This is a genomic window from Flagellimonas aequoris (assembly GCF_003584165.1).
Taxonomy (GTDB): domain Bacteria; phylum Bacteroidota; class Bacteroidia; order Flavobacteriales; family Flavobacteriaceae; genus Flagellimonas; species Flagellimonas aequoris.
Map to the genome: position 1 here is coordinate 30,388 of NZ_QXFJ01000015.1, position 26,995 is coordinate 57,382.

Consider the following 26,995-nt stretch of genomic DNA (forward strand, 5'->3'; position numbering starts at 1 on the left):
ATTGCCCATGATTACATAAATCTGGAAATGAATGCAATAGTGAAACAACGGTTCGAAAAAAAAACCTTGATACTTGCCATGTTGCTCCTGGCCATTGGGTGTTGGGCCGATCATTCCGATGAAAAAGGGTTGGCCGGAATCTATGAGGGCATGTTTGCCCACGGAAACTTTTCTACACCAATCCAAATTGAAATTAAAAAGGATTCTCTTGACTATAAGGTTTATTTCACCAGTCCGGATCAAAATGCATACGGCATACCTACTTCCCAGGTCAAGAAAATGGGAGACTCTATTTCTTTTGAACTCAATAGCGACTATTTCAGTTTTCGATTTGGAAGTAAATTATCCGAAGATGGCTCTGCGTTGAACTCTATTTTATTGGTTGACAGTATCGCACAAAACTTCACTTTAAAACGGATGGATGATCTGGAAGACCCGACCCATGGCCAGGAAGAAGTATCTTTTAATTCAGAAGGATTTAATTTGAAGGGTACGGTTTACCACCCAAGTAAACCTTCCAACAAGGCTATTTATTTTGTTACTTCTTCAGGGAATTCCGATAGAAGTGCCACTCGTGCCGAAGCCATTGCATTTACGGATAAAGGGTATGTGGCTTTTCATATGGACAAGCGTGGGACGGGTACATCAGAAGGGGATTGGGGAAGTTCTTCCATTGAGGATCTGGCCATGGATGATATCAATGCCATAAAATTTTTGGCCACCAAACTGGAAATACCGTTTGAGAATATCGGTATTAAAGGGAGTAGCCAAGGAGGGGCAAAGGTGCCGTACATCCTGTCCAAAATGAAAGATTTGGCTTTCGGGATCGTGGTGAGTTGTCCATCCACTACATTATTGGAAAGTGATTTGAACTATTGGAAAAATAGAAATAGCTCCTTAATTGAGGACCATTATTTTGATGAAGCGTTGGCTTTTGAACGTGGGGTCTTTCAATTTATTGGAGGGACGACATCTTTGGAAACTTTGAAGGGTTTGATAGCACAAAACTCGGGCAAACCTTGGTTTACAAAGGTCTGGGTGCCAGAATTGGACAAAGTGACGATTGATACGAAGTTGCAATATTCGCCGATGCCTTATTTTAAAATAATCGATTAACCTCTGTTGATCATACAAGGAACCAAGGACGAAATTATTCCGAAAGAAAGTAGCTCCTCCATTTATGAAGTCATCAAAGGCCAACAAAAGTCCAAATCCGTTATGTTGGTAAATGCGAATCATTCCATGCAACTGGTGGAAAACAACGATTTTCCATATTGGCCGATGCCGCATCCAAAGTATATGCCCACCATTATGGAATGGTTGGATGGTTTATGATGCATCTCGAAGAAACCAAGGGAAGCGAGGTTCCCAAAATTTGAAAAGTAAATGACCTTATCCAAAAACCCAATGGGCATATTGTTCAAATGCCCACTCATTTTGAAGATGCTCTTACCCTTTTGCGATGCTAAATGTCCAAAATGCCGCTAAGATTTTCTGAGGAAATGGGAGCGGATATGTGTTGGTGGACCACTGTCCAACGATCCGCGCCTTTGGAGAACCCAACAGTAATCCTGTTTTTCATACTTCTTAGTACCGCTCCTTTCGGGGAAATCGCCTGAAATTTAATCAACCCACTGGCAAACCCTATGGTTTCTGACAGGTGGATTTTTATCATTTCAAAGTCAACCTTCACTTTTTCATCACCCAGGGAACCTAACCAATTTTTGATCCCGGGTTTCCACTCCTCTAGGTTGGGATAAAAACCCCTGTCCCACATGTCAAATTGAACTGCTTCGGTGTCGTATAGCCCCAGTAGTGCGTTCGCATCTTTTTGCCATACGGCTTCTTGGTAGGCGGTAAAAAAGTCTTCAATGGTTTTTATCATGCAAATATCTTTTGGATGATTGGCTCAAGTTATTGGTTTTGTTGATTTCGATATGGGTAAGCATGGGACCATCTGAAGGCAAATGCCATGTTAATTAGGATATTCCCAATCAAGGTTCGTTCTGTATGGCCCCTCTAAAAAGCCTTGGAAATAGTATTATTTATATTACTCAATCCGGTTTCTTCCCTTTGAGCAAGGCATAAATGGCCATGGCATGCCCGTGCCCCAATTCAAATTCCTCTTTTAGCCAATCCGTGATCTGGGTAGCCTTAATTTCAGGTCTTATTATCCCATTTTGTGTAAATCCCTTCTTTTCTGCCATCGCTTTAAAATCGGAAGGGGATTTGCCCGTTTTCGCTTGAATATTATCTAGATATGCTTGAAACGACATTATTTGACCGTATTGAGTTTGTGAAATGTGTAGTAAGAGGCCATCAAGATTCCCAAAAATATCAGTGGGAAAAAGGATTGGAAATCCATCCCATCTACCGCAAAGTGACTAATGCAGGCAAAAATAAAATCGAACGCGAAACCGGCATAGGCCCATTCCTTGATGCGTTTCGGGACTTGCGGTATGATCAAGGCCAAGGCTCCCAAAACTTTGAATACCACCAGTGCATTTCCAAAGTAGTCTGGGTAGCCTAAGTGTCTAATGCCCTCTTTCGCAAGTTCGGTCTGTGAGGTTAGGGCAGGCATAAGTCCTTCCATTAAAAAAATGATGACGGTAGTGGTCCAGAAGATAATCTTGTTTGTTTTGGTTGTGGCCATTTCTACGGTTTTAAGTGATGAAACAAAAATATTTGAATTTTGTTGATTGATAAGAGGGAAATACGACAATATGGAAGGCTGATTGCGACAATATTGGGACGAAACCCTTTAAAGGTTACACCCAAACTTGCATCTGAAAATTATGGTCAACCTTTAGGTTGGTCTTTTTCCTAATCTCGGCCTTTAAGGGAAGAATATAAGTATCTGCCTTTGTATCGAACCAGATTGCGGTGTCCCACCGCACAACACCGATCTTGGCAGCCGCCTTCATTCTGCCCCAACCTTCTTCCTGCCATTTTAAATGTTCCCTGATTTCTTTGGAAATCACCATTGGCAAGGAAACAAAATACCAGCCTCCTGGGGCATTGTGTTGCCACATTTTGGTGGTGAATTCATATTTGATCTTTGTTTGCATTTTGATCAAGTTTCGACTCTTTTTTATGAGCTTCATTTATTTTTAAAATCAATGGTAACATTGATATACATAAAACGAAAGGCATTAAAGATTTTTTAGACTTTCTTTCCATCCATAAATTATTTCAGATTCGGTTGTATTCAATGCATTCAATAATTCTTGGATAGTATTGAATTTTAATAAGCTTATTAATTTTTCTCTGCCAAATTTTTCATCAAGGTACCATACTACGGTTCCAGAAAGGCCATATTTTAAGTTGCCTGTCCAGAATTCATCCAAAGTTTCCGGGATGTTATTTTCAGACAATGCTTTCTTGACTTCTGAAATTCTAATTGAATCACATTGTCCAGAAGTATAAACCGCAAGACCTTCAACAAACCAATCAATGCCGGTAACATTACTAAAATCGGGACTTTTATTTTGTTGGCCATGAAAAACATGTACCAATTCGTGTGTTATTAAGTGTTGTGTTTTGATTGAATCGGTATAGGAATGTTCACATGCAAGGCTATCCCACTTTTTTGGTGAAATAATATCAAGTTTATTGGAAACGCCACTTGCTACCATCCAACATTGGGATTTGAAATCAGGCATATTCCAATCTTTCTGCCATGTACTGTCCAATGATGAACGGGATGGATGGATATAAATACTAAAATTATTTTTAAATGGACTTTGGAAGAACTCCTCTACTGTTGTTTTTCCAACCTGGAAATAGATGGTGTATTCAATTATATTTTGTTTGTCCATGGCTGTATAATACAAAGAGTATCCATTTTGCTCTTCAACCATCCATTTATTGTCAATAAGTGTCCAGCCCAAAAGTATTGGGATTAACAATACAGATAACAGTAAGAATGAATATTGTTTTTTCATATCATATCCGATTTGTCCTTTTTCAAACAAGACGGTTCAGTGTCTTAAAATGTTACATATCTCTTGGCTTGTCGCGAACGGTTTTTTGGTTTAGGCCTCTTGTTGTCTTATTTTTTTTGTAATGCCTTATCGCTAAGATGGTTACGGTTAGAAATGGGATGATGGAAATGATAATTTTATAGTTTAAACTCATTAATCCTATCACAAACATTAACACCAATAAAATCCCTAAACCTCCAATACTTATATATGTTAATGTTTTACTAGGTGTCTTTTGAAATAATGTGACCAATAATATTACTTGCCCTATCAAGGGTAATATTGTGAAAGGGTGAAGAGCAGAAATAGGGTCAGTGAAAATTTTCGAAAGAATTTCATATTCTACTTGGAATAAAAATGAACGGCTGTTCCCGCCCCACTCTAAATATCCTAAAAGCGATGTGATGATTAAGAGGGAATTAAGAATTTTACTTTTCATTTTCTTTGGTTTTTCTGTTTATGAGGTCGATTTATGCTGATTGTCAATTTGTCCATATATAGGACTTTTTTGGACATACATCCATTTGGTTGGCTTTATGAAACTTTTACGGTTCTATATGCGGATTTTTTATCCAACAAAATAATCATGTTTTTCAATATAATGTAGCTAAGAAGCTTACTTGAAAAATAGGCGAAAGGTAATGTTGGGTGTAAATCCTAGGGAACGTCGGTAGATGACCTGATCTAAGAGGAGTTCACCATTTTGTTGGGAGGTGCGATGCACGATGGACAGGGGAACAACCCTGCTGTAGATGTTCAATGCCGAGAGACCGATCTGCATTCGGGAGTTTTTCCCGTCCAAATCGAACTCATAGATTGCAGAAGCATCCAACCGATGAAAATCTGGTAAACGTCCTGCATTCAAGGGCCCAAAATTGACCCTTCCGGTGTCTTCATCATAGCTTTCGATAAGGGTAACCGGTACGCCCGTTCGGTATTGCCACCCCAATGAAAATTGAAAATTGTTCAATTGTAGGCTGTTGGAGATCCTAAAACTATGGGTAATGTCGTTATTTCCGGAGAAACTACCTTCCTGTATTTCATCAAAAGTGAAATTCACGTCGTTGAACGAATACCCTGCCCAAAACCGATAGTTGTGGATGCGCTTTTTCAGGAGAAGGTCCATCCCAAAAATGCGGCTTTTTCCTTCACTAAGGTTGGGTTGTGGCAGAGTGAATCCCTGACTATAAGTGGTCAATCCCGTGAGGCGTTTATAATAGGCCTCCGCATCCAAGGTCCAACCATTCTTGTCAAAAAGTAGCCCTGCGGAAAATTGTTTGCTCTGCAATAAGGGAAACTCAACATCGTCGGATAATCTCCAAAGATTGTTATCCAACCGGAGTTCGGTCTGGTTAAATTCTATAAGTTGCGAAATGGGTTGGTTTCGCCTTTCCAATCCGGCCCTGAACCGTAAGGCTTTTGAAAGCGGGAGTTCCATGTTCAATCGGGGTTCTAGGTAAACCCTTGCCAAACTGCCGTAGTGAACCACCCTTAGCCCTATTTTAAATATGCCCGAGTTCTCCTTTTTTAAGGCATATTCCCCAAAGACCACATTTTTGAAATTACTCTCATGTACAGGCAGACTTATATTGTTTTCCGGTTCGGCATTGGATTCGGCACTCAGGTCAATTTCGAGATTCGTGTTGGAAAGTTGGTAGCCAAAGGTCAATTGGTCATTGTTTTTTAGGGTTCTGTCCGATTTTAGTTCTACCCCAAAATCACTGATCCGGTTACCTCGGATATTAGTTTCTTCCAATGCGTCGCCAAACAACTCTTCATTGCGATAATAGGAGTCATAGGATGAGAAATAGGCAGTAATCTCTTCGGTTTGGTTAGGTGAGGTATGGTGGGTCCAGTTGGCACTGATCCCGCCATTTCCTGTGGTAAGGGAGTCCTTTTTGGTTTCCCCATCATGGGCAAAGGAAAATTGGGTGCGGTTTCTGGTCATTAGGGCACTCACGGAAACCTTGTCCTTGTGGGAAGGTTGGTACACATACTTCGCGTTCAGGTCGTAGAATCGAAAGTCGTTTTGACTGTTTTCATAGGTGTAGTCGTCATCCGTGTTCACGTTCAACGGGTTACCATCGCTATCGGTAATAGTGCCGGTGTTATTGAAGATTTTCCTTTCATAGGCTTCGTAAGTGGGACCTTCAAATACATCCAGATAGGAACTCCTTGCAAAAAAGGATACCGATGATTTTGGGGACAAAGGTATTTTTATGTAGCCATCTGCACTCAATCCATCGATCCCAAGACCACCCGAGATTTTTTTTGCGACTTTATCATCTGTGCTGATGTTGATGACCCCTGAAACCCTATCCCCATAAACGGCACTCGTAGCCGTCTTGAAAATGGTTGCTTTTTCGGTGGCATAAGGGTTGAACCGAGAAAGCATTCCGTACAAATACCCTGTATTAAAAACTCGGATATGATCAAAAAGTACCAAATTCTGGTCAGAGGTCCCGCCGTGTATTTGGATACCCGATGCCGTTTCGTCCAAACTGGAAACCCCTGGGATCATTTGTATACTCTGTAGGATGTCCGGTGTGGTCTGTCCAGGGATAGGCCCCAAAGGTTTTTGGGTCAGGGTGATGGAGCCGTCGCGGTTCCGGTCTATCCCCGTGGTGATGTATGAGGTGACCACTACTTCTTTGAGTTCTTTGTATACTGGGGAGAGATAGATGGAGGAACATGTTCCCGTTGGTTTTAGATGTACGGAACCATACCCTGAAACTTCCAACAGATAATCCGATTTTCCTGTGTCCTCAAACAGGATGGCCCCCTTACTATCAGTTTCCATAACAAAACTGGAGTCTATCACCACTTGATTTTCCGTTAGGGGTAAATGGGTCTCTTGGTCCAATAGAAAAACACAAACTTTGTTTGTTGTAGGGATGGGGGCAATGATCACCTGTGGCTGACCTTCAATTTTTTCAAAATGCAGTCCGGTCTGTGCTTCAAGGGCGGCCAAAAGTTTCTCCAGGGATATTCCCTCTACCTGCACCGTAACACTCTTGCCTTCAATGGCATCATCGGCAAAGGAAAAACTAAGACCTAGATCCTTTTCCAGTTGTTGGATAAGGTCTTTCAAAGGAGTGTTCTCAAATCCGTAGAATAGATTTTCTTGGGCATGGGAGGCACCAATGCCCAAAATGAACAATAGTAATACGAATACAATGTGCTTCATTTCTTATTCAGACAAGGTAACAATTCTTTTGTCTGCAGAAATGAGATATTTGATGCCCATGGGTTCCATGGTGGTCTTAAGGGCGTTTTCTAGATTATTGTGCGTGAATTTTCCTGTGAACAAACGATCCGTTTGAATGGAATCCATGTTAAAGGTGACTGGGAATTGGAGTGCCAGCTCTTCCAATACCTTGGAGAAAGGTTGCTGCGAAAAACTGGAAAAACCATTCTTCCAATCGGGTACTTGCCCTGAAAAGTCCATGGTGTTTATTTTACCTTCCCCATAGTACATTTCCCTACCTTCTGAAAGTTGGGAGGGAGAGAGTTCCGTATTTGTAGGGGTAAATACGATGGAGCCTTCATAACATTGGATCTTTAGGTCTTTGCGATCTCTTACATTGAATTTTGTGCCCAAAACCGAAATGGTTCCCTTTTGGGTCCTGACCTTGAAATCCTTGCCGGAACGGATGTCAAAAAAAGCCTCTCCATCAAAATCTACGGCGCGGTCTTCTTCCCAACCAAATCGCTTGTATGATAGGGTTGAGTTTGCGTTCATCTCAATTAGGGAGCCATCGGCAAGGAGGACAGATTCTTTTTCGCCAATACCCGTGGAATAGGTCACATTTCCAAAGAAATAGGTATAACCGGCAAACAACAATGCAATGGACGCCGCTGCCGCCGAAAACCACCATAAACGTTTTATCTGGGGCTCTTCTTTTATGGTTTGTCTGTTTTTTGCAGTAACCAGTGCCAACGCTTTTTCCACATCGATTTCCGGACCGCCCAGTTTCTGGGCCTCTTGGTCAATGGCTATAAGCTGCCTGTAGACATCGGATGTCATGAACCCGGCAAGCTCTTCTTCACTTAGCTCATCTGCCAGCCATCGGGCCAAAAAATCTTCATTGGCGTATTTTTCTTCCATAGGCATTGACCTTCTTGATTATAGGACAGTTATATTGTTGTTTACCCTATTAAAATTTCAATTCTTTTCCCAAAACATCACGTAATTGTAACAAGGCTTTACTCATCCTCCGTTCTATGGCCTTTACGCCAAGTCCGGTCATCTCTGCAATTTCAGCATAAGTTTTTTTCTCGACGCGACTCAACAGATATACTTCCCTTTCTTTTTGGGGAAGGGATGCAATGGCGTTTTTCAACTTTTCGTGGAACTCTTCCATTTGCATGAGGTATTCGGGATTTTCATGATCCACAGGATTGCTAGCTTTTTTTAAATGCTTCAATACTATTTTTTCATGCTCTTTTTCATTGAGGAAAGCATTGTTGGACGCTCGGTAGAGGTATGCTTTCACTTTGGAAAAGGAAACCGATGAACACAGCCTCCAAAGTTTTACAAAAACATTCTGGACGATATCCTCGGCTTGTTGTAGGTCCCCACATTTATAATAGATGTATCGCGTCACGGCCTCGTAATGGGTCCGGAAAATCCTCTCGTATACTTTTTGTTCACAAATGGAAGGCTCTTGCTCTGTCATGCTTGGCTTGGGGCAAAACGTTTTGCGTTGGTCACAAAAATAATTAGAAAAAAATAGGGTGCATGCCCATTTGCCTGTCTAAGTAGTAGAAAAAGAAATTTATATCTGGATGATACACTACAAAAGATGGATGGCGGCCTTGTTCTTGGGCTGTTTTTTAGTGATACAAAACCTATCGGCCCAAGAGTGGCAAACCAACTTGGAGAAAGCCCAGGATTTGGCCCAAAAAAATAACAACCATATTGTTTTGGTATTTCAAGGTTCTGATTGGTGCGCACCCTGCATTAAATTGGATAGAGAGATCTGGAGCACCCAGGAATTCCAAAGTCTGGCCAAAGGCCATTTTGTCATGTTGAAGGCCGATTTTCCGAGAAAAAAACAGAACAAATTGCCAGCGGTCCAAGAGGAACATAATAAAACGTTGGCATCCAAGTACAATCCGAACGGATATTTCCCCTACGTGGTGGTGCTTGATGCCACCGGAAAAGTACTGGGGCAGGCAGGGTACGAAAAGACCACACCCAAGGCCTATTTCAATAAATTGAACTCATTTTAAAGGACCGGACATGTTGCGATTAAAACAAATGATGTCCGGTGTAGCACTGTTCTTTTTGGTCATTTCGGTATGTGCCGGTAGATCAAACGAAACATTGCCAGACACCACTTCCCAACTGCAGGTATTTCAACGTACCCTAAAACTGATGGGCAGTAGATTTGACCTCACCGTTGTCGCGGAAAATCAAGCCAAGGGTGATGAATATATGGACTTGGCCATTGCCGAAATCACTAGGATAGAGCGCCTGATTTCTTCTTGGGACCCGAATTCACAGACTTCCATGATCAATAAGAACGCAGGTGTGGCCCCGGTGAAAGTGGACCGTGAACTTTTTAATCTGATCGAGAGGGCCATCAAAATTTCAAAATTGACCCAAGGGGCTTTTGACATTAGCTATGCTTCCATGGACCGTATCTGGAAATTTGATGGTTCCGTGATGGAAATGCCATCCGAAGAAGCCATCAAGCAATCCGTTGCCAGGGTAGGCTATCAAAATATACTATTGGATCCCGAGAACAGCACCGTTTTTCTAAAGAAAGAAGGAATGAAAATTGGCTTTGGTGCCATTGGTAAAGGATATGCAGCGGATATGGCCAAAGCATTGTTGTTGAAACACGGTGTAACCTCGGGAATCATCAATGCATCAGGGGACCTGAACGCTTGGGGCACCCAGCCCGATGGGAAGGACTGGATGGTGGCTATTGTGAACCCACTCAACAAGAACAAGGTCTTTTCTTGGTTGCCCGTGCGCGACCAAGCCGTAGTTACATCCGGGAATTATGAAAAATTCATCATCCTGAACGGGGAACGCTACACCCATATCATCGACCCAAGAACCGGATATCCCAGCAAAGGGGTACGTAGTGCTACCATCTTTACCAAAAATGCCGAACTCGCCGATGCCCTGGCCACTTCAATTTTTGTGATGGGAGTGGAAACCGGTGTGGATTTCGTCAACCAATTAAAAGGGGTGGAGTGCATCATTGTGGATGATGACAATAAGATTATTACCTCTGAGAACATCACCCTAAAAGGAATTGAAAAACAAAGCAAATAATTGCATATGAAGAAAATATTGATTGCCCTGTGCGCCTTGACCAGTCTATCATCCTGCGTGGTATTGCACGAATATGAAAAGGTGGACATCAACGATCCCGATATGGTGCTGGCAGACAAGAAATTTGTGAAGTTCGAAACTAATTATCAGGTGTACCGCGAAGGGGCATCTGGTGGAAATGGAGGAAAAACAGGAGGTGGTTGTGGTTGCAATTAAGATGGACATATTCAGGTTGAGATGGTTGTTGCTGCTCTTCCCCGTATTGGGTATGGCCCAACAGGAAAATGCCAATTCCTATAAAAAGAGGGTTTTGGAATCCACCGAAGTGGATATCCTTTCCAGTTATTACGAACAAACGGGTAACAACGCATCCGTTACCGGAGGTATCGGTACAGAACAGCTTACCGATATAGCACCCTCCATTGTAGTGAGCATTCCCTTGAATGATGATGATGTTCTCAATATTGATGCGGGGATTTCTACCTATACCTCGGCTTCTTCAAGTAATTTGAACCCATTTGATTTAACACATTCATCAGGCAATGTGAGTGGGGCATCCAGGGGAGCGGTTGTGCAGCAAGAAGATACTTATGGGGGGGTTATAGGAAGTCCTTGGGTGGCTTCATCGGGTGCCTCGCGCCAAGATACTTGGGGAAGTATTTCGGCGGGGTATTCACACAGTTCCGATGATCGCAACCAGATTGTAAACGGAAACGTTTCCTTTGCTGCGGAGTTCGATTACATTTCCTTTGGCTTTGGAGGTGGCTATACCCGACTTTTCAATGAAAAAAACACGGAATTAAGCCTAAAGGGAAGCGTGTTCTTGGATAGCTGGTTACCGAGATACCCTACTGAATTGGATAGTTATTTGGAAGTTGATGGCAATCTGAATTCCGGGTTTTTTAGCGGAGTCGATATCTTGGACCAAAACGGAAACATTACCAACAAAAGCGGTTCCAATACTTGGAATCCCATCAATGGGTTTAGTTTGATTTCGGACAAAAAGCGTAACAGTTACGCCTTTTCGGTTTCCTTTTCCCAAATATTGGGCAAGAATACCCAAATGTCCATTTTTGCGGATGTGGTCCGTCAAGAGGGATGGCTTTCCAACCCCATGCAACGGGTGTATTTTGCGGATGTCCCCAACTATTTTATCGGAAATCCGGCCAGTATTCCTTTTTATACTTCTTCGCAAAACAAGGAAGTCTTTATGCTGGCCGACGATATGGAGCGGTTGCCGAACAATAGGTTCAAGATTCCTGTGGGTATTCGACTGAACCATTACTTCAATGAGATTTTGACGATTCGTACCTATTACCGTTACTATTTTGATGACTGGGGATTACGGGCGCATACGGCCAGCGTGGAACTACCCATCAAGATTTCGCAAAATTTCACCTTATATCCGTCCTATCGCTATTATACACAGAACCAGATAGACTATTTCGCGCCCTTTGACACCCATTTGTCCACGGAGCAGTACTATACTTCGGACTATGACCTTTCGCAGTACGATGCGCATCAATATGGATTTGGTATTTCGTACACCGACATTTTTACCAAGTTCAAAACGTGGCGGTTCGGGTTAAAGAGTATTGATTTAAAGTATAACAACTACCAACGGAGTACTGGCCTAAAGGCCAATTATTTTGGCATTGGATTCAAATTTGAAATGGATTGAACGAGGTCTTTGAACCCTCAAAGCTCTTGCACATATTGATTGCATACATGAAAACGAGTTTAAAATTATTTCCCTCACGCTACACCTTGGTAAATGCCTTCTCGGTACTATTTCTGGCGTTGTCCTTTTTGATGCGTTTGGCATTTTTGATGATGGACTTCTCACAAGTGGACCACTCTTTTATGGGGTTATTGAAGGTGTTTTTTGTGGGACTGTTCTTTGACCTGGGCACGGTGTCCTTCTTCTATGTGGTTGCCACCCTTTATTTTTTGTTGATGCCCAAACGGTTTTATGGGACTTTGGTTGACCGTATATTGGTTTACTTCGGGTTTTCATTGGCCTTGCTGGTGATTTACTTTTCCTTTTTTGCTGAGGTCACCTTTTGGGATGAGTTTCAACGGCGGTTCAATTTTATCGCTGTAGATTATCTCATCTACACCTACGAGGTATTCAAGAACATCAACGAATCCTATCCTTTGCCCCTTTTAATTGGAGGAATGCTGCTCTTGGTAGTGGCCACCGTATGGCTTTTTAAACGAAAGGGACTGTTCCAAAAGACTTTCAATGCTGGTGAAGGATTCAAACAAAAATGGATTCCTTTTACCATGGCGATTGCCATCATGTTGTTCTATGGAGCATCCATTGAGAACGATTTGGCGGAAACATCAAACAATAGATATAACAACGAACTATCCAAAGCGGGCATCTATTCCTTTTTTGCTGCTTTCAGGAACAACGAACTCAGCTACACCGATTTTTATAAGACCATCCCCGAAAAGCAGGCCTTGGCAAATGTCCAACATCAGATCAGTGGGCCGTTGGACAGTCTGTTGCATCCTGAAAAGAACATTCTCAGGGCCATTAAGGGAGGGGTAGAGAAAAGACCTAATGTGATCTTGATTTGTGTAGAAAGCTTGAGTGCCGGTTATCTGGGCATTTTTGGCAATGAAAAGCATATTACCCCAAACCTGGATTCCATTGCACAGGCCCAGACCTATTTTACCAATCTATATGCAACCGGAACCCGAACGGTAAGGGGCATGGAAGCCATCACCTTGAGCATTCCACCAACACCGGGAAGGAGTATCGTAAAGCGCAAGCATAACCAAAACTTGTTTACCATTGGAGAGGTATTCAAGAGCAAAGGATACTCCCGAACCTTTTTTTATGGTGGGGATGGATACTTCGACAATATGGATAAATTTTTTAGTGGAAACGGGTTCGATATTGTGGACCGCGGGCGAGGATTTTTACCATCAGGGGATATTGTCACTACTCGAAAGAATATTGAAGATGATGAAGTCACTTTTGAAAATGCCTGGGGGGTTTGCGATGAGGATATTTTTAACAAAGTGATAAAAGAAGCAGATGCTGCATCGGAACAGGGAAAGCCCTTCTTCGATTTTATCATGACCACTTCCAACCATAAACCCTATACCTATCCTGAAGGGAAAATCGACATTCCTTCGGGAACGGGACGGAGCGGAGCGGTCAAATACACCGACTTTGCCATAGGTCAATTCTTGAAGCAGGCAAAATCCAAACCTTGGTACAACAATACCGTTTTTGTGATCATGGCCGATCATTGTGCCAGCAGTGCAGGCCGATGGGAACTGGATGTGGACAATTATCACATTCCGGCCATTGTGGTGAATTTGGAGGGAGGCAAAGGGTATCAGATTACCCAACAATGCTCCCAGATCGATGTGATGCCGACCCTATTTTCCATGTTGGGTTGGAGCTACGAAAACAATTTTTTTGGTAGAGATGTTTTCGGCATGAAACCCGAGGAGCAAAGGGCTTTTGTAGGCAATTATAGAAAATTGGGACTATTGAAATCCAATGAATTGATGGTGTTGGGCGATGGCAAAGTGGCCAATCAATATACTTGGAACAAAGAAGATAACAGCCTTTCCGGTGAACCCACGGACGACGCGTTTTTGACCGAGACCATATCGTATTATCAATTGGCCGATTATCTCTACAATCAAGGAGGACTGGATCTAAATGCAAAACCATGAACAAGGTCCATTTTATAGTAAATCCGATAGCAGGAAAGGGAGATGGTACTTTTAATGAGGCCTCTTTATCCGGGTATTTTGAGCCCGAGCAATATGAGCTTACCGTAAAAACGTCTGACTATCCCGGACATGCGACTTTGCTGGCCAAGGAATCTTTGGCGGAAGGAGCAGGAATCATTGTGGCCTGTGGAGGCGATGGCACCATCAATGAGGTGGCCTCCTGTCTGGTGCATACCAAAGTACTGTTGGGAATCATCCCCATGGGTTCGGGCAATGGTCTGGCGGAAAGTCTGGACATTTCCCGAAACATAAAAAGGGCGGTGGAAATCATCAAAAGTGGAAAAACCAATAGAATTGATGTGGCCATGGTAAACGGCAAGCCGTTTTTCAGCAACATGGGTATCGGGTTTGACGCCACTGTGATTTCCAACTACAACGCTTCGCAGCACCGAAGGTTTTGGGCGTACCTCAAAGCGGTGATAAAATCCATCAGGGATTTTAAGTACAACGAAAAGATTAATGTGGAAATGAACGGGAAGAGTTTTAAGACCAGACCCTTTATGTTTTTCATTTCCAATTCAAAAGTTATGGGCTATGATATTTCGCTTACCCGAATGGCTTCCCTTCAGGATGGATTGTTGGATGTGGTCATCATCGATGATTTGAGCAAGTTTCAGATGCTCTTCATGGGTCTGTTCATTCTATTGCGGTTGGATCAATATTTGAAAAAAATACAATACTACAAGGTCAAACACTTAAAATTGGCCTTTGAGGACAAGCAAAAGGAACATTTGATGCAAGCGGATGGAGAGCTGCACAATCTTATGGACAGGGAAATCTTTGTCAATGTAGAGGAAAAGGCTCTCCATGTTTTGTGCCCTTAGACGATTGTTTTTTGATTTATATGTATTTAAGTTGTTAAGATGGGTGTTCAAGTTGGTTTTAATTAACTAAGCTTGACGCAAGCCTCCGGGAAACCGGGGGCTTTTTTATTGGGAGATATTCTTTGGTGATTTCAAAGGTCATTTCAGTTGGAATCAATAATTTTGTGAATCCAAAAACAACAGAGAATTCACTTGCAATATGATTGCCACCATTTGTAGAAAAGCCCATTTTAATGCCGCACACAGGCTCCACAATCCCAATTGGAGCAAGGAAAAGAACGTGGAGGTTTTTGGTAAGTGCAATAGCCCAAGTTTTCATGGCCACAATTTTGATTTGGAGGTCCGGATCAGGGGAGAGGTGGATCCCAATACGGGTTTTGTGATGGATTTGGCGGAATTGGGTATTTTGATTAAGAACGAGATCGAGGAACGTTTCGATCATAAAAACCTGAATGAGGATTGCCCCGAATTCAAGGATCTGTTACCTACTACGGAGTACTTTGTAAAGGTCATTTATGATATCTTGAAACCAAAATTGGCAAAGGGCCAGTTGCTGCACATTACCCTACACGAAACATCAAAAAATTCGGCAGAGTATGGGGATTGGTAATAATTTCCGATATTGCACCGCTTTTTAATGGGATATTAGCTCAGTTGGTTTAGAGCGCTGCCTTGACAGGGCAGAGGTCACTGGTTCGAATCCAGTATATCCCACTCTTTTTCACTTCCTTACAAGTTTTCCAAGACCCGCTCCAAAGCCATTCCACGTGATCCCTTGATCAAAAGCGTTCCTTTTTTTAAAGGTTGATGGTTCAAATATTCCTTGAAATCTGTAAATGATCTGAACTTTTGGAAGGGAGTATCCACGCCAAAGAAGTTTTCCCCAACCAAATACACCTGTTCAAAATTCAATTGTTCGGCTAAGTCTGCAATACCCTGATGCTCTTCCGCGGCCGTCGGTCCCAATTCGAACATGTCGCCAATGATTACTATTTTATCAAGGGCATCCATGGCATGAAAGTTTTCCAAGGCAGCCTTCATACTGGTCGGGTTGGCATTATAGGCATCCAAGATTACCTTGTAGCCGTTCTTCTCCATGATCTGGGAACGGTTGTTCTTGGGTTGATAAGATTCAATTGCAGCTTTGATGTCCTCCAAAGGCACATTGAAATATTTTCCCATGAGAACGGCGGCACAACAATTCGTAAAATTGTATTTGCCGATGAGTTGGGATTCCATTCGAAGACCTTCAGCTTCCAAAACAACATAGGGATTGGCCTCTACAAATGCAATGTTGTAATACTTGCGGTCCGAAATACTGAATCCAATTTTTTTGGTGTATGTCGCTAGCTTTTTCCGTTGGATGGGATCATCACCATTCATGAATATGTGCTTGCCGTTGGAAATGAGGTAGTCATAAAGCTCGCTTTTGCCCTGTATAACACCCTCCACACCACCGAACCCTTCCAAATGGGCCTTGCCAAAATTGGTAATGTACCCAAAGTCGGGTTGTGCAATTTGACACAAATGGGCAATCTCGCCTTTATGGTTGGCACCCATTTCCACAATGGCCATTTCTGTGTCTTCCTTGATGGATAGAAGCGTCAGGGGCACCCCGATATGGTTGTTGAGGTTCCCTTGTGTGGCAATGGTCCTGTATTTTTTTGAAATCACCGCATTGATCAGCTCCTTTGTGGTGGTCTTGCCGTTGCTGCCGGTCAAGGAAATAATCTTGGCCTTGTTGTGGTTTCTATGGTAGGTGGATAATTGTTGAAGGGTTTCCAACACATCATTCACCAAAATCGTCCTATTCGATGTTCTATGTTCTTCTTCATCTACGACGGCATATGCAGCCCCTTTTCCCAGTGCATCCTTTGCAAAGGCATTGCCATTGAAGTTGGGCCCCTTAAGGGCAAAGAATATACAGTTTTCCTCAATTTTTCGGGTATCGGTGCAAATGATAGGATGCTCTAAAAATAGAGCATGAAGCTTTTCCAATGTCATGAATCGAAGATAAAAAAAAGCCCCGATTTTTGGTCGGAGCTTTTAAAAATATGCTTACAGTTCTTATTTGGCTTTTTTGTGCCTAACCGTTTTGTTTTTGATCTTGGATTTGGAACCCACTCTGGACATGGCACATCTAAAACCGATGTCGTCCGTGGCCATATATTGTGGCAGATACCTTCTTTGGGCAGGGTCTAACCAATAGGCCCTGTCTCTCCAAGAACCACCTTTGTAAACCCTCACTTCATCATTGATCAACGAGGTCCTGTAGTTGGATGTATCGTATTTACGAATAAGTTTACCGGTTGAGTCACGCTCAGCTTTGAACTGTGGTGAATCGTACATTTTTCTGTTGTCCTCTTCATCGCTGAAACGGTCAAAGAATCTTGAGGATCCTGGGTCACCATCCCTATACCCACGGTTGTCGCTCTTGTCAAAGTTGGTCCTTAGGTAAGTTTCTTCCTCACCAACAGGAACTTCTTTGATTTCTCCTGGAAGGTTCATGGCTACTACTTTACCGTTGGGTAAGGTGTCATAAACAATCTGGTCGGTCAATATTTCAACTTTACCATCTTCACCAATGGCTTTCTTCATGAAAACGTTACCACGGTAATAGTTAAAGTCACTGATCTCATCATCCACAATGGGGCGATATACGTCGGCAACCCATTCGCTTACGTTACCGGCCATGTCGTACAGACCAAAATCGTTGGGTTTATAGGATTTCACCTGGGCGGTAATGTCGGCACCGTCATCGGACCACTCGGCAATACCACCGTAGTCACCTTTACCTTGTTTAAAGTTGGCCAACTGATCACCACGTCCCACACGTTGTCCGTTACGGGTGTAGTCACCTTCCCATGGGTATTTTTTTCTACCTCTGTAGTTGTTGTACTCTCTTGATCCAACCAAAGCTTGAGCAGCATATTCCCATTCGGTTTCGGTAGGAAGTCTATATTCGGGCATGATCACACCGCTGCTTCTTTTGGCAAATACGTTCACGGAGTCACGCTTTTGCTTTCCTTGCAACGAATCGATCTCACCACCATAGACGGAAGTAGGGTTGTTCAAGTAAGCTTCGGTGCTAAAAGTACCGTCCACTTCCCCATTCAATACTTTATATTTGGTGTCATCGGCCAAATAACCTTCCCTTTCCAACATGGCTTCGTTCACCCTGTCGGTTCTCCATTCGGCGTATTGGGTAGCCTGTACCCAATTCACACCCACAACAGGATATTCCGCATAGGCTGGGTGCCTTAGGTAGTTGTTGGTCATGGTCTCGTTAAAGCCCAATCGGTTCCTCCACACCAAAGTATCAGGTAGGGCACCGGTATAAATATTGGTGTAGTTGGGGTTTTCCGGTGGATATACTTCCTTAAGATAATCAAGGTACTCCAAGTACATCACATTGGTTACCTCCGTTTCATCCATGTAGAAGGACTGTACGTGTTGTTGCGTAGGTGTGTTGTTCCAATCGTGCATAATGTCATCTTGGACCTTACCTTTGGTAAAGGTTCCACCTTCAACAAATACGGTTCCTGGAGGAGTTTCCTGCTCCTTGAAGTCGGAATTGTATTGGAACCCTCCTTCTTTGGCGTTGATTTTCCAACCAGTGGCTCTGGAAACGTTCTTGGAAGATGAAGAGTTTTTACAACTTGAAAAACTTCCCATCACAATAGCGCAAGAAAGGACAACTTTGATAAAGTGTTTTTTCATAATTTGGGCTTGAGTACTTTAATACTTAGGGCTTTATGCCCTTGGTAACTTCAACTTGTTTAGATTTTTTTAATCCTTCAATGGCATTAAAACGACATTTTTGCCATTATATTTTGTGCTCATCAAATAATTCTGGCCACGCCTGCTTTGGCACTGGCTACACTTTTGTAACGGAGATGGTTGTAAATTAGTATGGAAGATGCACTTTTTAACGGTCGTGCCACCTTGTAATAGTGGGCTATTTCATATATAGGTATGCCTAACATCGAAAAAGGAACAAAAAATATGCACCTTGCCACAAGAATTTGCTCAAAAGACCGTTAACAGGTAATACATCCAAAACTATTTTGGACCGTGAACTTTACTAAACGCTAAAAACTTCGAATGAAAAAGTTACTCATTTTGGTAGTGTTTCTTATCGTGGCCCCAAGGATAAGTGCACAGCAAGAAAGAGCGATCACCACAGCTGTACCCTTTTTGACCATAGCAGCCGATGCAAGGGCATCGGGTATGGGCGACATGGGTGTTGCCACTTCCTTTGATGCGTATTCCCAGCAATGGAACCCTGCAAAGTATGCCTTTGCCACGCAAAAAATGGGTGTTGGGGTGAGCTATACGCCCTACTTGGAAACAATCGTGAACGATGTATCGTTGTTGAACGCCACTTTTTATAACAAACTTAACGATCGAAGTGCCTTTGCCTTTGGCTTGCGCTATTTTGGTCTTGGTGAAATTGAGTTGAGACAAACTATCGATCAAGAGGCAACTTTGGTAAAACCCAATGAATTTGCCTTGGATGGTTCTTACTCGCTGAAATTGAGCCAAAGCTTTTCAATGGCTGTTGCGGGTAGGTTCATCAGTTCCAATCTGAGATTTCAGGATGGAACACAGGATTCCCAGGCAGCCAATGCTTTTGCGGTGGATGTGGCCGGTTTTTACCGATCACCCGAAATTGCGTACAGCAATTTTGATGGCCGTTGGAGATTGGGTTTCAACATATCCAATATCGGTGGGTCCTTGCAATATGATGAAGGCGGACAGCAAAACTTTTTGCCTACCAACTTAAAGGTGGGAACAGGTTTCGATTTCATTTTTGACCAAGACAATGTATTGGCCATCAATACGGAATTCAACAAACTGTTGGTGCCTACCCCTAGGGATTTTAATGGGGATGGACAGATTACTTCGGAAGACAACGACGAATATCAGAATATCAGTTTCTTCAGTGGAATTTTTGAATCTTTTGGCGATGCGCCGGATGGTTTCAGTGAAGAATTGAAAGAGATTACCTGGGCGCTCGGTACCGAATACCGTTTTAGGGAAGCATTCATGTTGCGTGGAGGGTATTTCAATGAGAGTGCGGAAAAAGGTGCCCGAAAGTATTTCACCTTGGGTGCAGGGTTTAAATATAAGTCTGCACAGATTGACTTATCTTACCTTTTCTCTACCTCGCAGGTCAAAAATCCTTTGGAGAATACATTGCGTTTTTCCTTGACCTTCAATTTCGGGGAGGAATTTTTAAACGACTGATCATCAGTAAATATATATGGAAAGACCTGTCCCCGTGGACAGGTTTTCTTATTTTTGGGTAATACGCAATATCAAATGGAAAAAAAGCGAATCGGTTTTGATCTTCTCATTTTTGAAGATGAAGCGGAGTTGTCACAAAATGATCAAAAATTGTTACGTGCCGCTGAGGAAGCCCGCAAAAATGCCTATGCGCCCTATTCCCGTTTTAAGGTAGGTGCTGCGGCTTTGTTGGAAAATGGTGAGACCGTTATCGGCAACAATCAAGAGAACGCTTCTTATCCTTCGGGCCTTTGCGCCGAACGGGTTGCCGTATTTCAGGCTGGGGCAAGGTTCCCAGATGTGGCCATTGTTTCTATCGCTATTAGTGCGGCTTCCGAAGAACATGTAGTGGATATGCCCGCCGCTCCGTGTGGCAATTGCAGGCAGTCCATCATGGAGTACGAACACAAGCAGCAATCGCCTATTTCTCTCTTAATGAAAGCGGAAATAGGCCCCATATTCAAATGCAGTTCCATGACCGATATTTTGCCATTGGCCTTTGATAACTCATTTTTGGGTGATTCTTAAACCAATTCTTTTTCCAAAACAGATATATATGTATTTTTGCTCTTCCCCAGCACAGGGAAATTTCAATTAATACTACAGTTGATGAAAAAAATCACCAAAGAAGTTTACCTAAAATGGTATGAGGACATGTTGTTCTGGAGAAAGTTCGAGGACAAATTGGCCGCCGTATATATTCAACAAAAGGTCAGGGGATTTCTCCACCTGTACAATGGCCAAGAAGCCGTTTTGGCGGGTTCCCTGCATGCCATGGACCTTACCAAGGACCGCATGATCACTGCCTATCGTAACCACGTTCAACCTATCGGTATGGGTGTGGATCCAAAAAGGGTGATGGCAGAGCTTTACGGGAAGGTGACCGGAACCTCCAAAGGTATGGGCGGCTCCATGCACATTTTCTCCAAGGAACACCGCTTTTATGGCGGTCATGGTATCGTGGGGGGACAGATTCCTTTGGGTACAGGTTTGGCTTTTGGTGATAAATACTTCAAAAGGGATTCCGTTACCCTTTGTTATATGGGCGATGGTGCGGTAAGACAAGGTTCCCTGCACGAATCGTTCAACTTGGCCATGTTGTGGCAATTGCCCGTAGTTTTCATTTGTGAGAACAACGGTTATGCCATGGGAACATCGGTTGCCCGTACATCACACACCACCGATATTTGGAAATTGGGCTTGGGCTATGAAATGCCTTGTGGCCCAGTTGATGGTATGGATCCAGCGGCCGTGGCAAAAGAAGTGGACAAGGCCATTGAGCGTGCACGTTCCGGTGGAGGACCAACTTTCTTGGAAATGAAGACGTACCGTTACCGTGGTCACTCTATGTCAGATGCGCAACATTACCGAACTAAGGAAGAAGTAGAGGAATACAAAAAAATAGATCCCATCACCCAAGTAAAGGACATTATCTTTGAAAAAGGGTATGCCAGCGAGGATGAGATCAAAGAAATCGATAAAAAGGTAAAGGATTTGGTCGACGAGTGCGAGAAGTTCGCCGAAGAGTCTGATTTTCCACCGATCGAGCAATTGTACGACGTTGTTTACGAACAGGAGAACTATCCATTTTTACCACATAAATTATAATTAGATGGCAGAAGTAATCACCATGCCTAGATTGAGCGATACCATGGAAGAAGGTACCGTGGCAAAATGGCTCAAAAAATTAGGGGACAAAGTAGAAGAAGGGGATATATTGGCCGAAATCGAGACCGACAAGGCCACCATGGAGTTCGAATCCTTTCATGAGGGAACGTTGCTCCACATAGGAATTCAGGAAGGGGAAGGTGCTCCGGTGGATTCACTTTTGGCCATTATAGGTAAGGAAGGAGAGGATATTTCTTCGCTTTTGAACGGTGGGGCAGCCCCTGCCAAGGAAGAAGCCAAGGAAACCCCTGCTCCCAAAACTGAAGAAAAAGCCGCTGCTTCCATTCCAGAAGGAGTGGAAATCGTGACCATGCCCAGGCTAAGCGATACCATGGAAGAAGGTACCGTGGCCAGTTGGTTGAAGAAAGTTGGAGATAAAGTAGAGGAAGGCGATATTTTGGCTGAAATCGAGACCGATAAGGCCACGATGGAGTTCGAATCTTTTTATTCAGGCGTACTCCTGTATATAGGAATTAAGGAGGGTGAAGGCGCTCCCGTGGATGCCCTTTTGGCCATTATTGGACCAGAAGGAACCGATGTGGATGCCGTTTTGAATGCCCAAACCAGTGGAGGTACCTCTGCTAGTGCTCCTGAAGAAGAGACTCCAAAAACCGAAACGTCCAAGGCTGAAATAACCAGCACTGAAACAGCTGCTGTTTCCCAAGATGGCCATCGTATTTTGGCTTCACCGCTGGCCAAAAAGATAGCCAGTGATAAAGGAATCAACTTAGCCGATGTAAAAGGTTCAGGTGATCACGGTAGGATCGTGAAAAAGGATGTTGAGAACTATCAACCTTCTACAGCACCTGCAACTGCGCCTGCTGCCCAAACCACTGCAGCCGCTGCAACAGTGGCTCCGATGAACTTGCCGGTAGGACAGGAAAGTATGGAAGAGGTGAAAAACTCCACCATGCGTAAGGTCATCGCCAAGCGTTTGGGTGAATCCAAGTTTACCGCGCCACATTATTACCTGACCATTGAAGTGGACATGGACAATGCCAAGGCTTCGAGGGAACAAATCAATAATTTGCCGGACACCAAAGTGTCTTTCAACGATATGGTTTTAAAGGCCTGTGCCATGGCCCTTAAAAAGCATCCACAGGTAAACACCTCTTGGAATGGCGATACCACCGTGTACAAACATCATGTGCATATGGGTGTGGCCGTTGCCGTAGAAGATGGATTGGTAGTGCCCGTGATCAAATTTGCCGATCAATTGACCCTTTCCCAATTGGGTACAGCGGTAAAAGATTTGGCAGGTAGGGCAAGGACCAAGAAAATCAAACCGGACGAAATGGAAGGAAGCACGTTTACCGTTTCCAACTTGGGCATGTTCGGGATTTTGGAATTCACTTCCATCATCAACCAACCCAATTCGGCCATTTTATCCGTTGGAGCCATCGTGGAAAAACCCGTGGTTAAAAATGGACAGATTGTTGTTGGGAATACCATGACGGTTACTTTGGCCTGCGATCACAGAACGGTTGATGGTGCTACAGGTGCCCAGTTCCTTCAAACCTTGAGGGCCTATTTGGAGAACCCAGTGACCATGTTGGCTTAATTTTAAGTGCCCTGAGCGTAGTCTAAGGGACAATAACATATAATGAAAGCATCCTTAAAAGGATGCTTTTTTTATCTTTAGAAAGTTCAAAAAACGAAAAACATGAAGACCTTTTTCTATGCTCTGGTAACCCTTTTGACGATGCACTGTGGATTGTCACAGAATATGGCGAGTCCGACTGTCGAGCCTATAACTGTTGAGGATTCCAAGAGCGCCTTTACCGATGTGGAACGTATTGGCGACATGATGAACTTTTTGGCATCCAACGATATGAAAGGTAGGGATGCTGGAACAGAGGGAATCGAATTGGCTGCGACTTATATTGAGAACTACCTAAAATCCTATGGAATAAAGCCCTATTTCCAAACCTATCGGGATACCTTGTCCAATTTTAACAAGCCAGCCTATAACATTGTGGGCATTGTGGAAGGGAATGATCCCAGTCTAAAAAATGAATTCATCGTGATAGGAGCCCATTACGATCACATCGGTATCGTAAAAATGGAGAACGGTGATGCGATTGCCAATGGAGCCAACGACAATGCCTCGGGTACCACAACTGTACTTGAGTTCGCTAGATATTTTGGAACCCACAAGACCAACAAGCGTAGTTTGATCTTTGCACTCTTCAGTGCTGAGGAAAAAGGGCTGTTGGGATCCAAGCATTTGGCCAAAGAATTGAAGGAGCAAGGTTTGAACTTGTATACCATGCTCAATTTTGAAATGACCGGTGTACCCATGAAGGATAAAGATTATTTGATGTACCTCACGGGCTATGAAATGTCGAATCTGGCGGAAGTGAGCAATGCCTATGCAAAGGAAAAGTTGGTAGGCTTTTTGCCGACGGCCAAGGAATACAGTTTGTTCAAGCGTTCTGACAATTATGCGTTCCATTTGGAATTGGGATTGCCATCCCATACCTTCAGTACCTTCGACTTTACCAATTTTGACCATTATCACAAAGTTGGGGATGAAGCGGATAAGATGGATTTTGAACATATGGCCCATTTGGTGAACAAGACTATTCCCGTGTTGGAAGGGATAGCCAATGCACCGACTCAGGAAATTAAATTAAACGAGTAAAGTTTCATTTCGAATCCCTTGAAGGGGTTGAGAAATCAATAGATTAACAGATTTCTTCCATCCGGTCGAAATGACTTAGAAAATTGAACCATGGCAAATATTGTAATCACAGGGACAAGTAGGGGTATTGGTTTTGAATTGGTGAAACTCTTTGCCCAAGAAGGGCATCAGGTTTTGGCCCTTTCCCGAAATTCGAAACCCGTTGAAAGTTTAGACCTTTCCAATGTCCATACTTTTCCTTTCGATTTGGGAAACCCGACCGATTTTCAAAAATTAAAGGACTTTCTTGGGAGATGGCATGTGGTGGATGTGCTGATCAATAATGCGGGAAAACTGGTAAACAAACCATTTCAGGATATTTCAGCAGAGGCATTTGAAGAAGTTTACAAAGTAAATGTGTTCGGTGTGGCGGAGATGACCAAGGCTATACTTCCCCAAATGGGTAAAAACGGACATGTGGTGACCATCAGTTCCATGGGAGGTGTGCAAGGTAGTGCCAAGTTTCCTGGTCTGTCCGCCTATAGTTCCAGTAAAGGGGCCGTGATCACGTTGACCGAACTTTGGGCGGAGGAATTCAAGGAAACGGGTCCTAGTTTTAATGTGTTGGCCTTGGGGGCTGTACAGACCGAAATGTTACAAGAGGCTTTTCCGGGATACCAAGCTCCCGTGACCGCTCTTGAAATGGCTACCTATATTAAAGACTTCGCCTTGACGGGACAAAAACTCTATAATGGCAAGTTGTTGCAGGTGAGTAATAGTACGCCATAACACTTGTATTTCATAAAGTTGTCCACGAAACAACTACCTTTGTTCAAGTGAGCAATACCCTTCAAAAATATTTACCAGATAGAGCCGTGGAACCCTGTTTTGAGTTGATCAAAACATACGGCGTCCATCTGAAGATCGTGAACCATAGGGTTACCCGTCATGGGGATTACAGAAGAATGCCCGATGGATTGCATTTGATTACGGTAAATGCATCCCTCAATAAATACCGATTTTTAATTACACTCGTCCACGAGATAGCACATTTGGTGGCCTTTGAAACGTACGGCCGTCGAATAAAACCCCATGGGGAGGAATGGAAGCGTACTTTTCAACATTTGATGGTACCTTTTATACGGCCCGAAGTGTTTCCAAATCAATTATTGCCTATCATTGCGAGCCATTTCAAGAACCCAAAGGCCAGCAGCAGTACAGATGCCAGGTTGTCCATCGCACTAAAGGCTTTTGATGCTGAGGAAAGAAGCAATAGTTATGTGTATGAGTTGCCCCATGGCAGTATTTTTAGGTTGTACAATGGCAGGTTGTTCAAGAAAGGAGACAAAAAGATAAAACGTTACGAATGCGTGGAATTGTCCACGGGCAGAATGTATCTGTTTCAACCCAACGCAGAGGTGGAGTTGGTCCGTGATAAGCCCATGGAGCCACCATTTTAAAAGGAACAATACAGATGAACAAGAATTATTACGCAGTTTTGATGGCCGGAGGGGTAGGTTCCCGATTTTGGCCCGTAAGCACAACAGCAAACCCCAAACAGTTCCATGACATGTTGGGAACCGGGAAAACCTTGATTCAAAAAACCTTTGATCGATTGAATCGTTTTATTCCCACCGAGAATATTTTGGTTTTGACCAATGAACGATACAATGATTTGGTACTGGAGCAATTACCAAAGGTAAAACAAGAACAGGTCGTATTGGAACCTGCCATGCGGAATACGGCACCCTGTATTCTATATGCCTCCTTGAAAATTCAAAAAATGAATCCCAATGCGGTGATGATTGTGGCACCCAGCGATCATTGGATCGAGGATGAGGCCGCTTTTGAAAAGGACGTCATCGCTTGTTTTGATAAGTGCGAAAAGGAAAACGTACTTTGTACCTTGGGAATCCAGCCCACTTTCCCCAATACCGGTTTCGGTTATATCGAGTTTGAAAAGGGAAGTGACGCAAAACTAAAGAAGGTGTCACAATTCAGGGAAAAACCGGATTATGAAACGGCAAAAGAGTTTTTGGCCCAAGGTAATTTTCTATGGAATGCAGGCATCTTTATGTGGAGTGTAGAAACCATTGTGGGAGCCTTTAAAGCCTATCAACCGAGTCAATATGAACTGTTCGGTGGTGGGATTTCGTGTTACAACACCATGGAAGAAACGGCGTTCATTAAGGAAAACTACGCCAAGGCCGATAACATATCCATAGATTATGCTATCTTGGAACAATCCAAATCCATCTATACCTTGCCTGCTACCTTTGACTGGAACGATCTTGGAACCTGGGGTGCCTTGTATGATAAATTGGACAAGGATCCTTCCGATAACGCCGTGGTCAATGCCCAGGTGGTACTTGAAAATGCAAAAGGCAATATGATCAGGTCCCCAAAAGGTAAAATTGTAGTGGTAGACGGATTGGAAGACTACATTATCGTCGATAAGGAAGATGTGCTGTTAATCTATCCAAAATCAAAACAACAGGATATTAAAAAAGTCCTTGGAGAGGTAAAAGAAAAATTTGGAGAGCAGTTTGCGTAA

Annotated in this window: 28 protein-coding genes and 1 tRNA gene; 18 read left to right on the forward strand and 11 right to left on the reverse strand. The window is 43.2% G+C overall.

Annotated elements, in window-relative coordinates; all coding sequences use genetic code 11:
- The first annotated feature begins 27 nt into the window (after positions 1-27).
- Complete coding sequence (locus D2U88_RS05700; RefSeq protein ID WP_119639341.1) at positions 28-1,116, forward strand: alpha/beta hydrolase family protein; 1,089 nt, start codon at positions 28-30, stop codon at positions 1,114-1,116.
- 6 nt (positions 1,117-1,122) lie between these two features.
- Positions 1,123-1,335, forward strand: coding sequence for an alpha/beta hydrolase (locus tag D2U88_RS05705; RefSeq protein ID WP_119639342.1), 213 nt, complete (start codon positions 1,123-1,125; stop codon positions 1,333-1,335).
- 130 nt (positions 1,336-1,465) lie between these two features.
- On the opposite strand, the gene D2U88_RS05710 is transcribed toward D2U88_RS05705, so the two are convergent.
- From D2U88_RS05710 to D2U88_RS05750, 9 genes are all read right to left on the reverse strand, one after another.
- Complete coding sequence (locus D2U88_RS05710; protein ID WP_220473487.1) at positions 1,466-1,885, reverse strand: YybH family protein; 420 nt, start codon at positions 1,883-1,885, stop codon at positions 1,466-1,468.
- Positions 1,886-2,054: 169 nt separating this feature from the next.
- Positions 2,055-2,276, reverse strand: a complete 222-nt coding sequence (locus tag D2U88_RS05715; RefSeq protein ID WP_119639343.1) for a DUF4287 domain-containing protein — start codon at positions 2,274-2,276, stop codon at positions 2,055-2,057.
- Positions 2,276-2,653 (reverse strand): DoxX family protein, encoded by a 378-nt coding sequence (locus tag D2U88_RS05720; protein ID WP_119639344.1) that lies wholly within the window; start codon positions 2,651-2,653, stop codon positions 2,276-2,278. Before D2U88_RS05720 ends, D2U88_RS05715 begins: the two co-directional genes overlap by 1 nt.
- A gap of 115 nt (positions 2,654-2,768) precedes the next feature.
- Complete coding sequence (locus D2U88_RS05725; protein WP_182859112.1) at positions 2,769-3,068, reverse strand: DUF1905 domain-containing protein; 300 nt, start codon at positions 3,066-3,068, stop codon at positions 2,769-2,771.
- 84 nt (positions 3,069-3,152) lie between these two features.
- Positions 3,153-3,944: a gluzincin family metallopeptidase gene (locus D2U88_RS05730; protein ID WP_147378539.1), complete on the reverse strand. Its 792-nt coding sequence runs from the start codon at positions 3,942-3,944 to the stop codon at positions 3,153-3,155.
- A 52-nt stretch (positions 3,945-3,996) separates the two neighbouring features.
- Positions 3,997-4,422 (reverse strand): hypothetical protein, encoded by a 426-nt coding sequence (locus D2U88_RS05735; protein ID WP_119639346.1) that lies wholly within the window; start codon positions 4,420-4,422, stop codon positions 3,997-3,999.
- Positions 4,423-4,599: 177 nt separating this feature from the next.
- Positions 4,600-7,170, reverse strand: a complete 2,571-nt coding sequence (locus tag D2U88_RS05740; RefSeq protein ID WP_119639347.1) for a TonB-dependent receptor plug domain-containing protein — start codon at positions 7,168-7,170, stop codon at positions 4,600-4,602.
- A gap of 3 nt (positions 7,171-7,173) precedes the next feature.
- Positions 7,174-8,091 (reverse strand): FecR family protein, encoded by a 918-nt coding sequence (locus tag D2U88_RS05745; protein ID WP_182859113.1) that lies wholly within the window; start codon positions 8,089-8,091, stop codon positions 7,174-7,176.
- A 49-nt stretch (positions 8,092-8,140) separates the two neighbouring features.
- The gene (locus D2U88_RS05750) at positions 8,141-8,662 is read right to left on the reverse strand and encodes an RNA polymerase sigma factor (protein WP_119639349.1); all 522 of its coding nucleotides are present in this window, start codon (positions 8,660-8,662) and stop codon (positions 8,141-8,143) included.
- A gap of 109 nt (positions 8,663-8,771) precedes the next feature.
- Here D2U88_RS05750 and D2U88_RS05755 point away from each other — a divergent pair, with 109 nt between their 5' ends.
- The 8 genes from D2U88_RS05755 (at position 8,772) to D2U88_RS05790 (ending at position 15,575) form a co-directional block, all read left to right on the forward strand.
- A complete protein-coding gene (locus D2U88_RS05755; protein ID WP_313781676.1) occupies positions 8,772-9,218 on the forward strand; it encodes a thioredoxin family protein in 447 nt (148 codons plus the stop codon).
- 145 nt (positions 9,219-9,363) lie between these two features.
- A complete protein-coding gene (locus D2U88_RS05760; RefSeq protein ID WP_235855740.1) occupies positions 9,364-10,275 on the forward strand; it encodes an FAD:protein FMN transferase in 912 nt (303 codons plus the stop codon).
- 6 nt (positions 10,276-10,281) lie between these two features.
- Complete coding sequence (locus D2U88_RS05765) at positions 10,282-10,491, forward strand: DUF4266 domain-containing protein (RefSeq protein ID WP_119639352.1); 210 nt, start codon at positions 10,282-10,284, stop codon at positions 10,489-10,491.
- On the forward strand, positions 10,478-11,956 hold the full coding sequence (locus D2U88_RS05770; RefSeq protein ID WP_313786730.1) for a DUF3570 domain-containing protein: 1,479 nt from the start codon (positions 10,478-10,480) through the stop codon (positions 11,954-11,956). Before D2U88_RS05765 ends, D2U88_RS05770 begins: the two co-directional genes overlap by 14 nt.
- Positions 11,957-12,003: 47 nt before the next feature.
- On the forward strand, positions 12,004-13,977 hold the full coding sequence (locus D2U88_RS05775; protein WP_119639646.1) for an LTA synthase family protein: 1,974 nt from the start codon (positions 12,004-12,006) through the stop codon (positions 13,975-13,977).
- Positions 13,974-14,861 carry a diacylglycerol/lipid kinase family protein gene (locus D2U88_RS05780; protein ID WP_119639354.1) on the forward strand — a complete coding sequence of 296 codons (888 nt, stop codon included), beginning with the start codon at positions 13,974-13,976 and terminating at the stop codon, positions 14,859-14,861. Before D2U88_RS05775 ends, D2U88_RS05780 begins: the two co-directional genes overlap by 4 nt.
- A gap of 199 nt (positions 14,862-15,060) precedes the next feature.
- Positions 15,061-15,471 carry a 6-carboxytetrahydropterin synthase gene (locus tag D2U88_RS05785; protein ID WP_119639355.1) on the forward strand — a complete coding sequence of 137 codons (411 nt, stop codon included), beginning with the start codon at positions 15,061-15,063 and terminating at the stop codon, positions 15,469-15,471.
- 29 nt (positions 15,472-15,500) lie between these two features.
- Positions 15,501-15,575, forward strand: a tRNA-Val gene (locus D2U88_RS05790).
- A 15-nt stretch (positions 15,576-15,590) separates the two neighbouring features.
- On the opposite strand, the gene D2U88_RS05795 is transcribed toward D2U88_RS05790, so the two are convergent.
- Both D2U88_RS05795 and gldJ read right to left on the reverse strand, forming a co-directional pair.
- Entirely contained in the window at positions 15,591-16,865 is a 1,275-nt protein-coding gene (locus D2U88_RS05795) for a UDP-N-acetylmuramoyl-tripeptide--D-alanyl-D-alanine ligase (RefSeq protein WP_119639356.1), read from the reverse strand.
- A 63-nt stretch (positions 16,866-16,928) separates the two neighbouring features.
- A complete protein-coding gene (gldJ, locus tag D2U88_RS05800; RefSeq protein ID WP_119639357.1) occupies positions 16,929-18,581 on the reverse strand; it encodes a gliding motility lipoprotein GldJ in 1,653 nt (550 codons plus the stop codon).
- 384 nt (positions 18,582-18,965) lie between these two features.
- On the opposite strand from gldJ, the gene porV reads away from it, so the two are divergent.
- From porV to D2U88_RS05840, 8 genes are all read left to right on the forward strand, one after another.
- Complete coding sequence (gene porV / locus D2U88_RS05805; protein ID WP_119639358.1) at positions 18,966-20,111, forward strand: type IX secretion system outer membrane channel protein PorV; 1,146 nt, start codon at positions 18,966-18,968, stop codon at positions 20,109-20,111.
- A 75-nt stretch (positions 20,112-20,186) separates the two neighbouring features.
- Positions 20,187-20,678, forward strand: coding sequence for a cytidine deaminase (gene cdd / locus D2U88_RS05810; RefSeq protein ID WP_119639359.1), 492 nt, complete (start codon positions 20,187-20,189; stop codon positions 20,676-20,678).
- Positions 20,679-20,759: 81 nt separating this feature from the next.
- Positions 20,760-21,758, forward strand: a complete 999-nt coding sequence (pdhA, locus tag D2U88_RS05815) for a pyruvate dehydrogenase (acetyl-transferring) E1 component subunit alpha (RefSeq protein WP_119639360.1) — start codon at positions 20,760-20,762, stop codon at positions 21,756-21,758.
- 4 nt (positions 21,759-21,762) lie between these two features.
- On the forward strand, positions 21,763-23,379 hold the full coding sequence (locus D2U88_RS05820; protein ID WP_119639361.1) for a pyruvate dehydrogenase complex dihydrolipoamide acetyltransferase: 1,617 nt from the start codon (positions 21,763-21,765) through the stop codon (positions 23,377-23,379).
- 102 nt (positions 23,380-23,481) lie between these two features.
- On the forward strand, positions 23,482-24,462 hold the full coding sequence (locus D2U88_RS05825) for a M28 family metallopeptidase (protein WP_119639362.1): 981 nt from the start codon (positions 23,482-23,484) through the stop codon (positions 24,460-24,462).
- Between the two features lie 90 nt (positions 24,463-24,552).
- Complete coding sequence (locus tag D2U88_RS05830) at positions 24,553-25,230, forward strand: SDR family NAD(P)-dependent oxidoreductase (RefSeq protein WP_119639363.1); 678 nt, start codon at positions 24,553-24,555, stop codon at positions 25,228-25,230.
- 47 nt (positions 25,231-25,277) lie between these two features.
- Positions 25,278-25,901, forward strand: coding sequence for a SprT-like domain-containing protein (locus tag D2U88_RS05835; protein WP_119639364.1), 624 nt, complete (start codon positions 25,278-25,280; stop codon positions 25,899-25,901).
- A 14-nt stretch (positions 25,902-25,915) separates the two neighbouring features.
- Complete coding sequence (locus D2U88_RS05840; RefSeq protein ID WP_119639365.1) at positions 25,916-26,995, forward strand: mannose-1-phosphate guanylyltransferase; 1,080 nt, start codon at positions 25,916-25,918, stop codon at positions 26,993-26,995.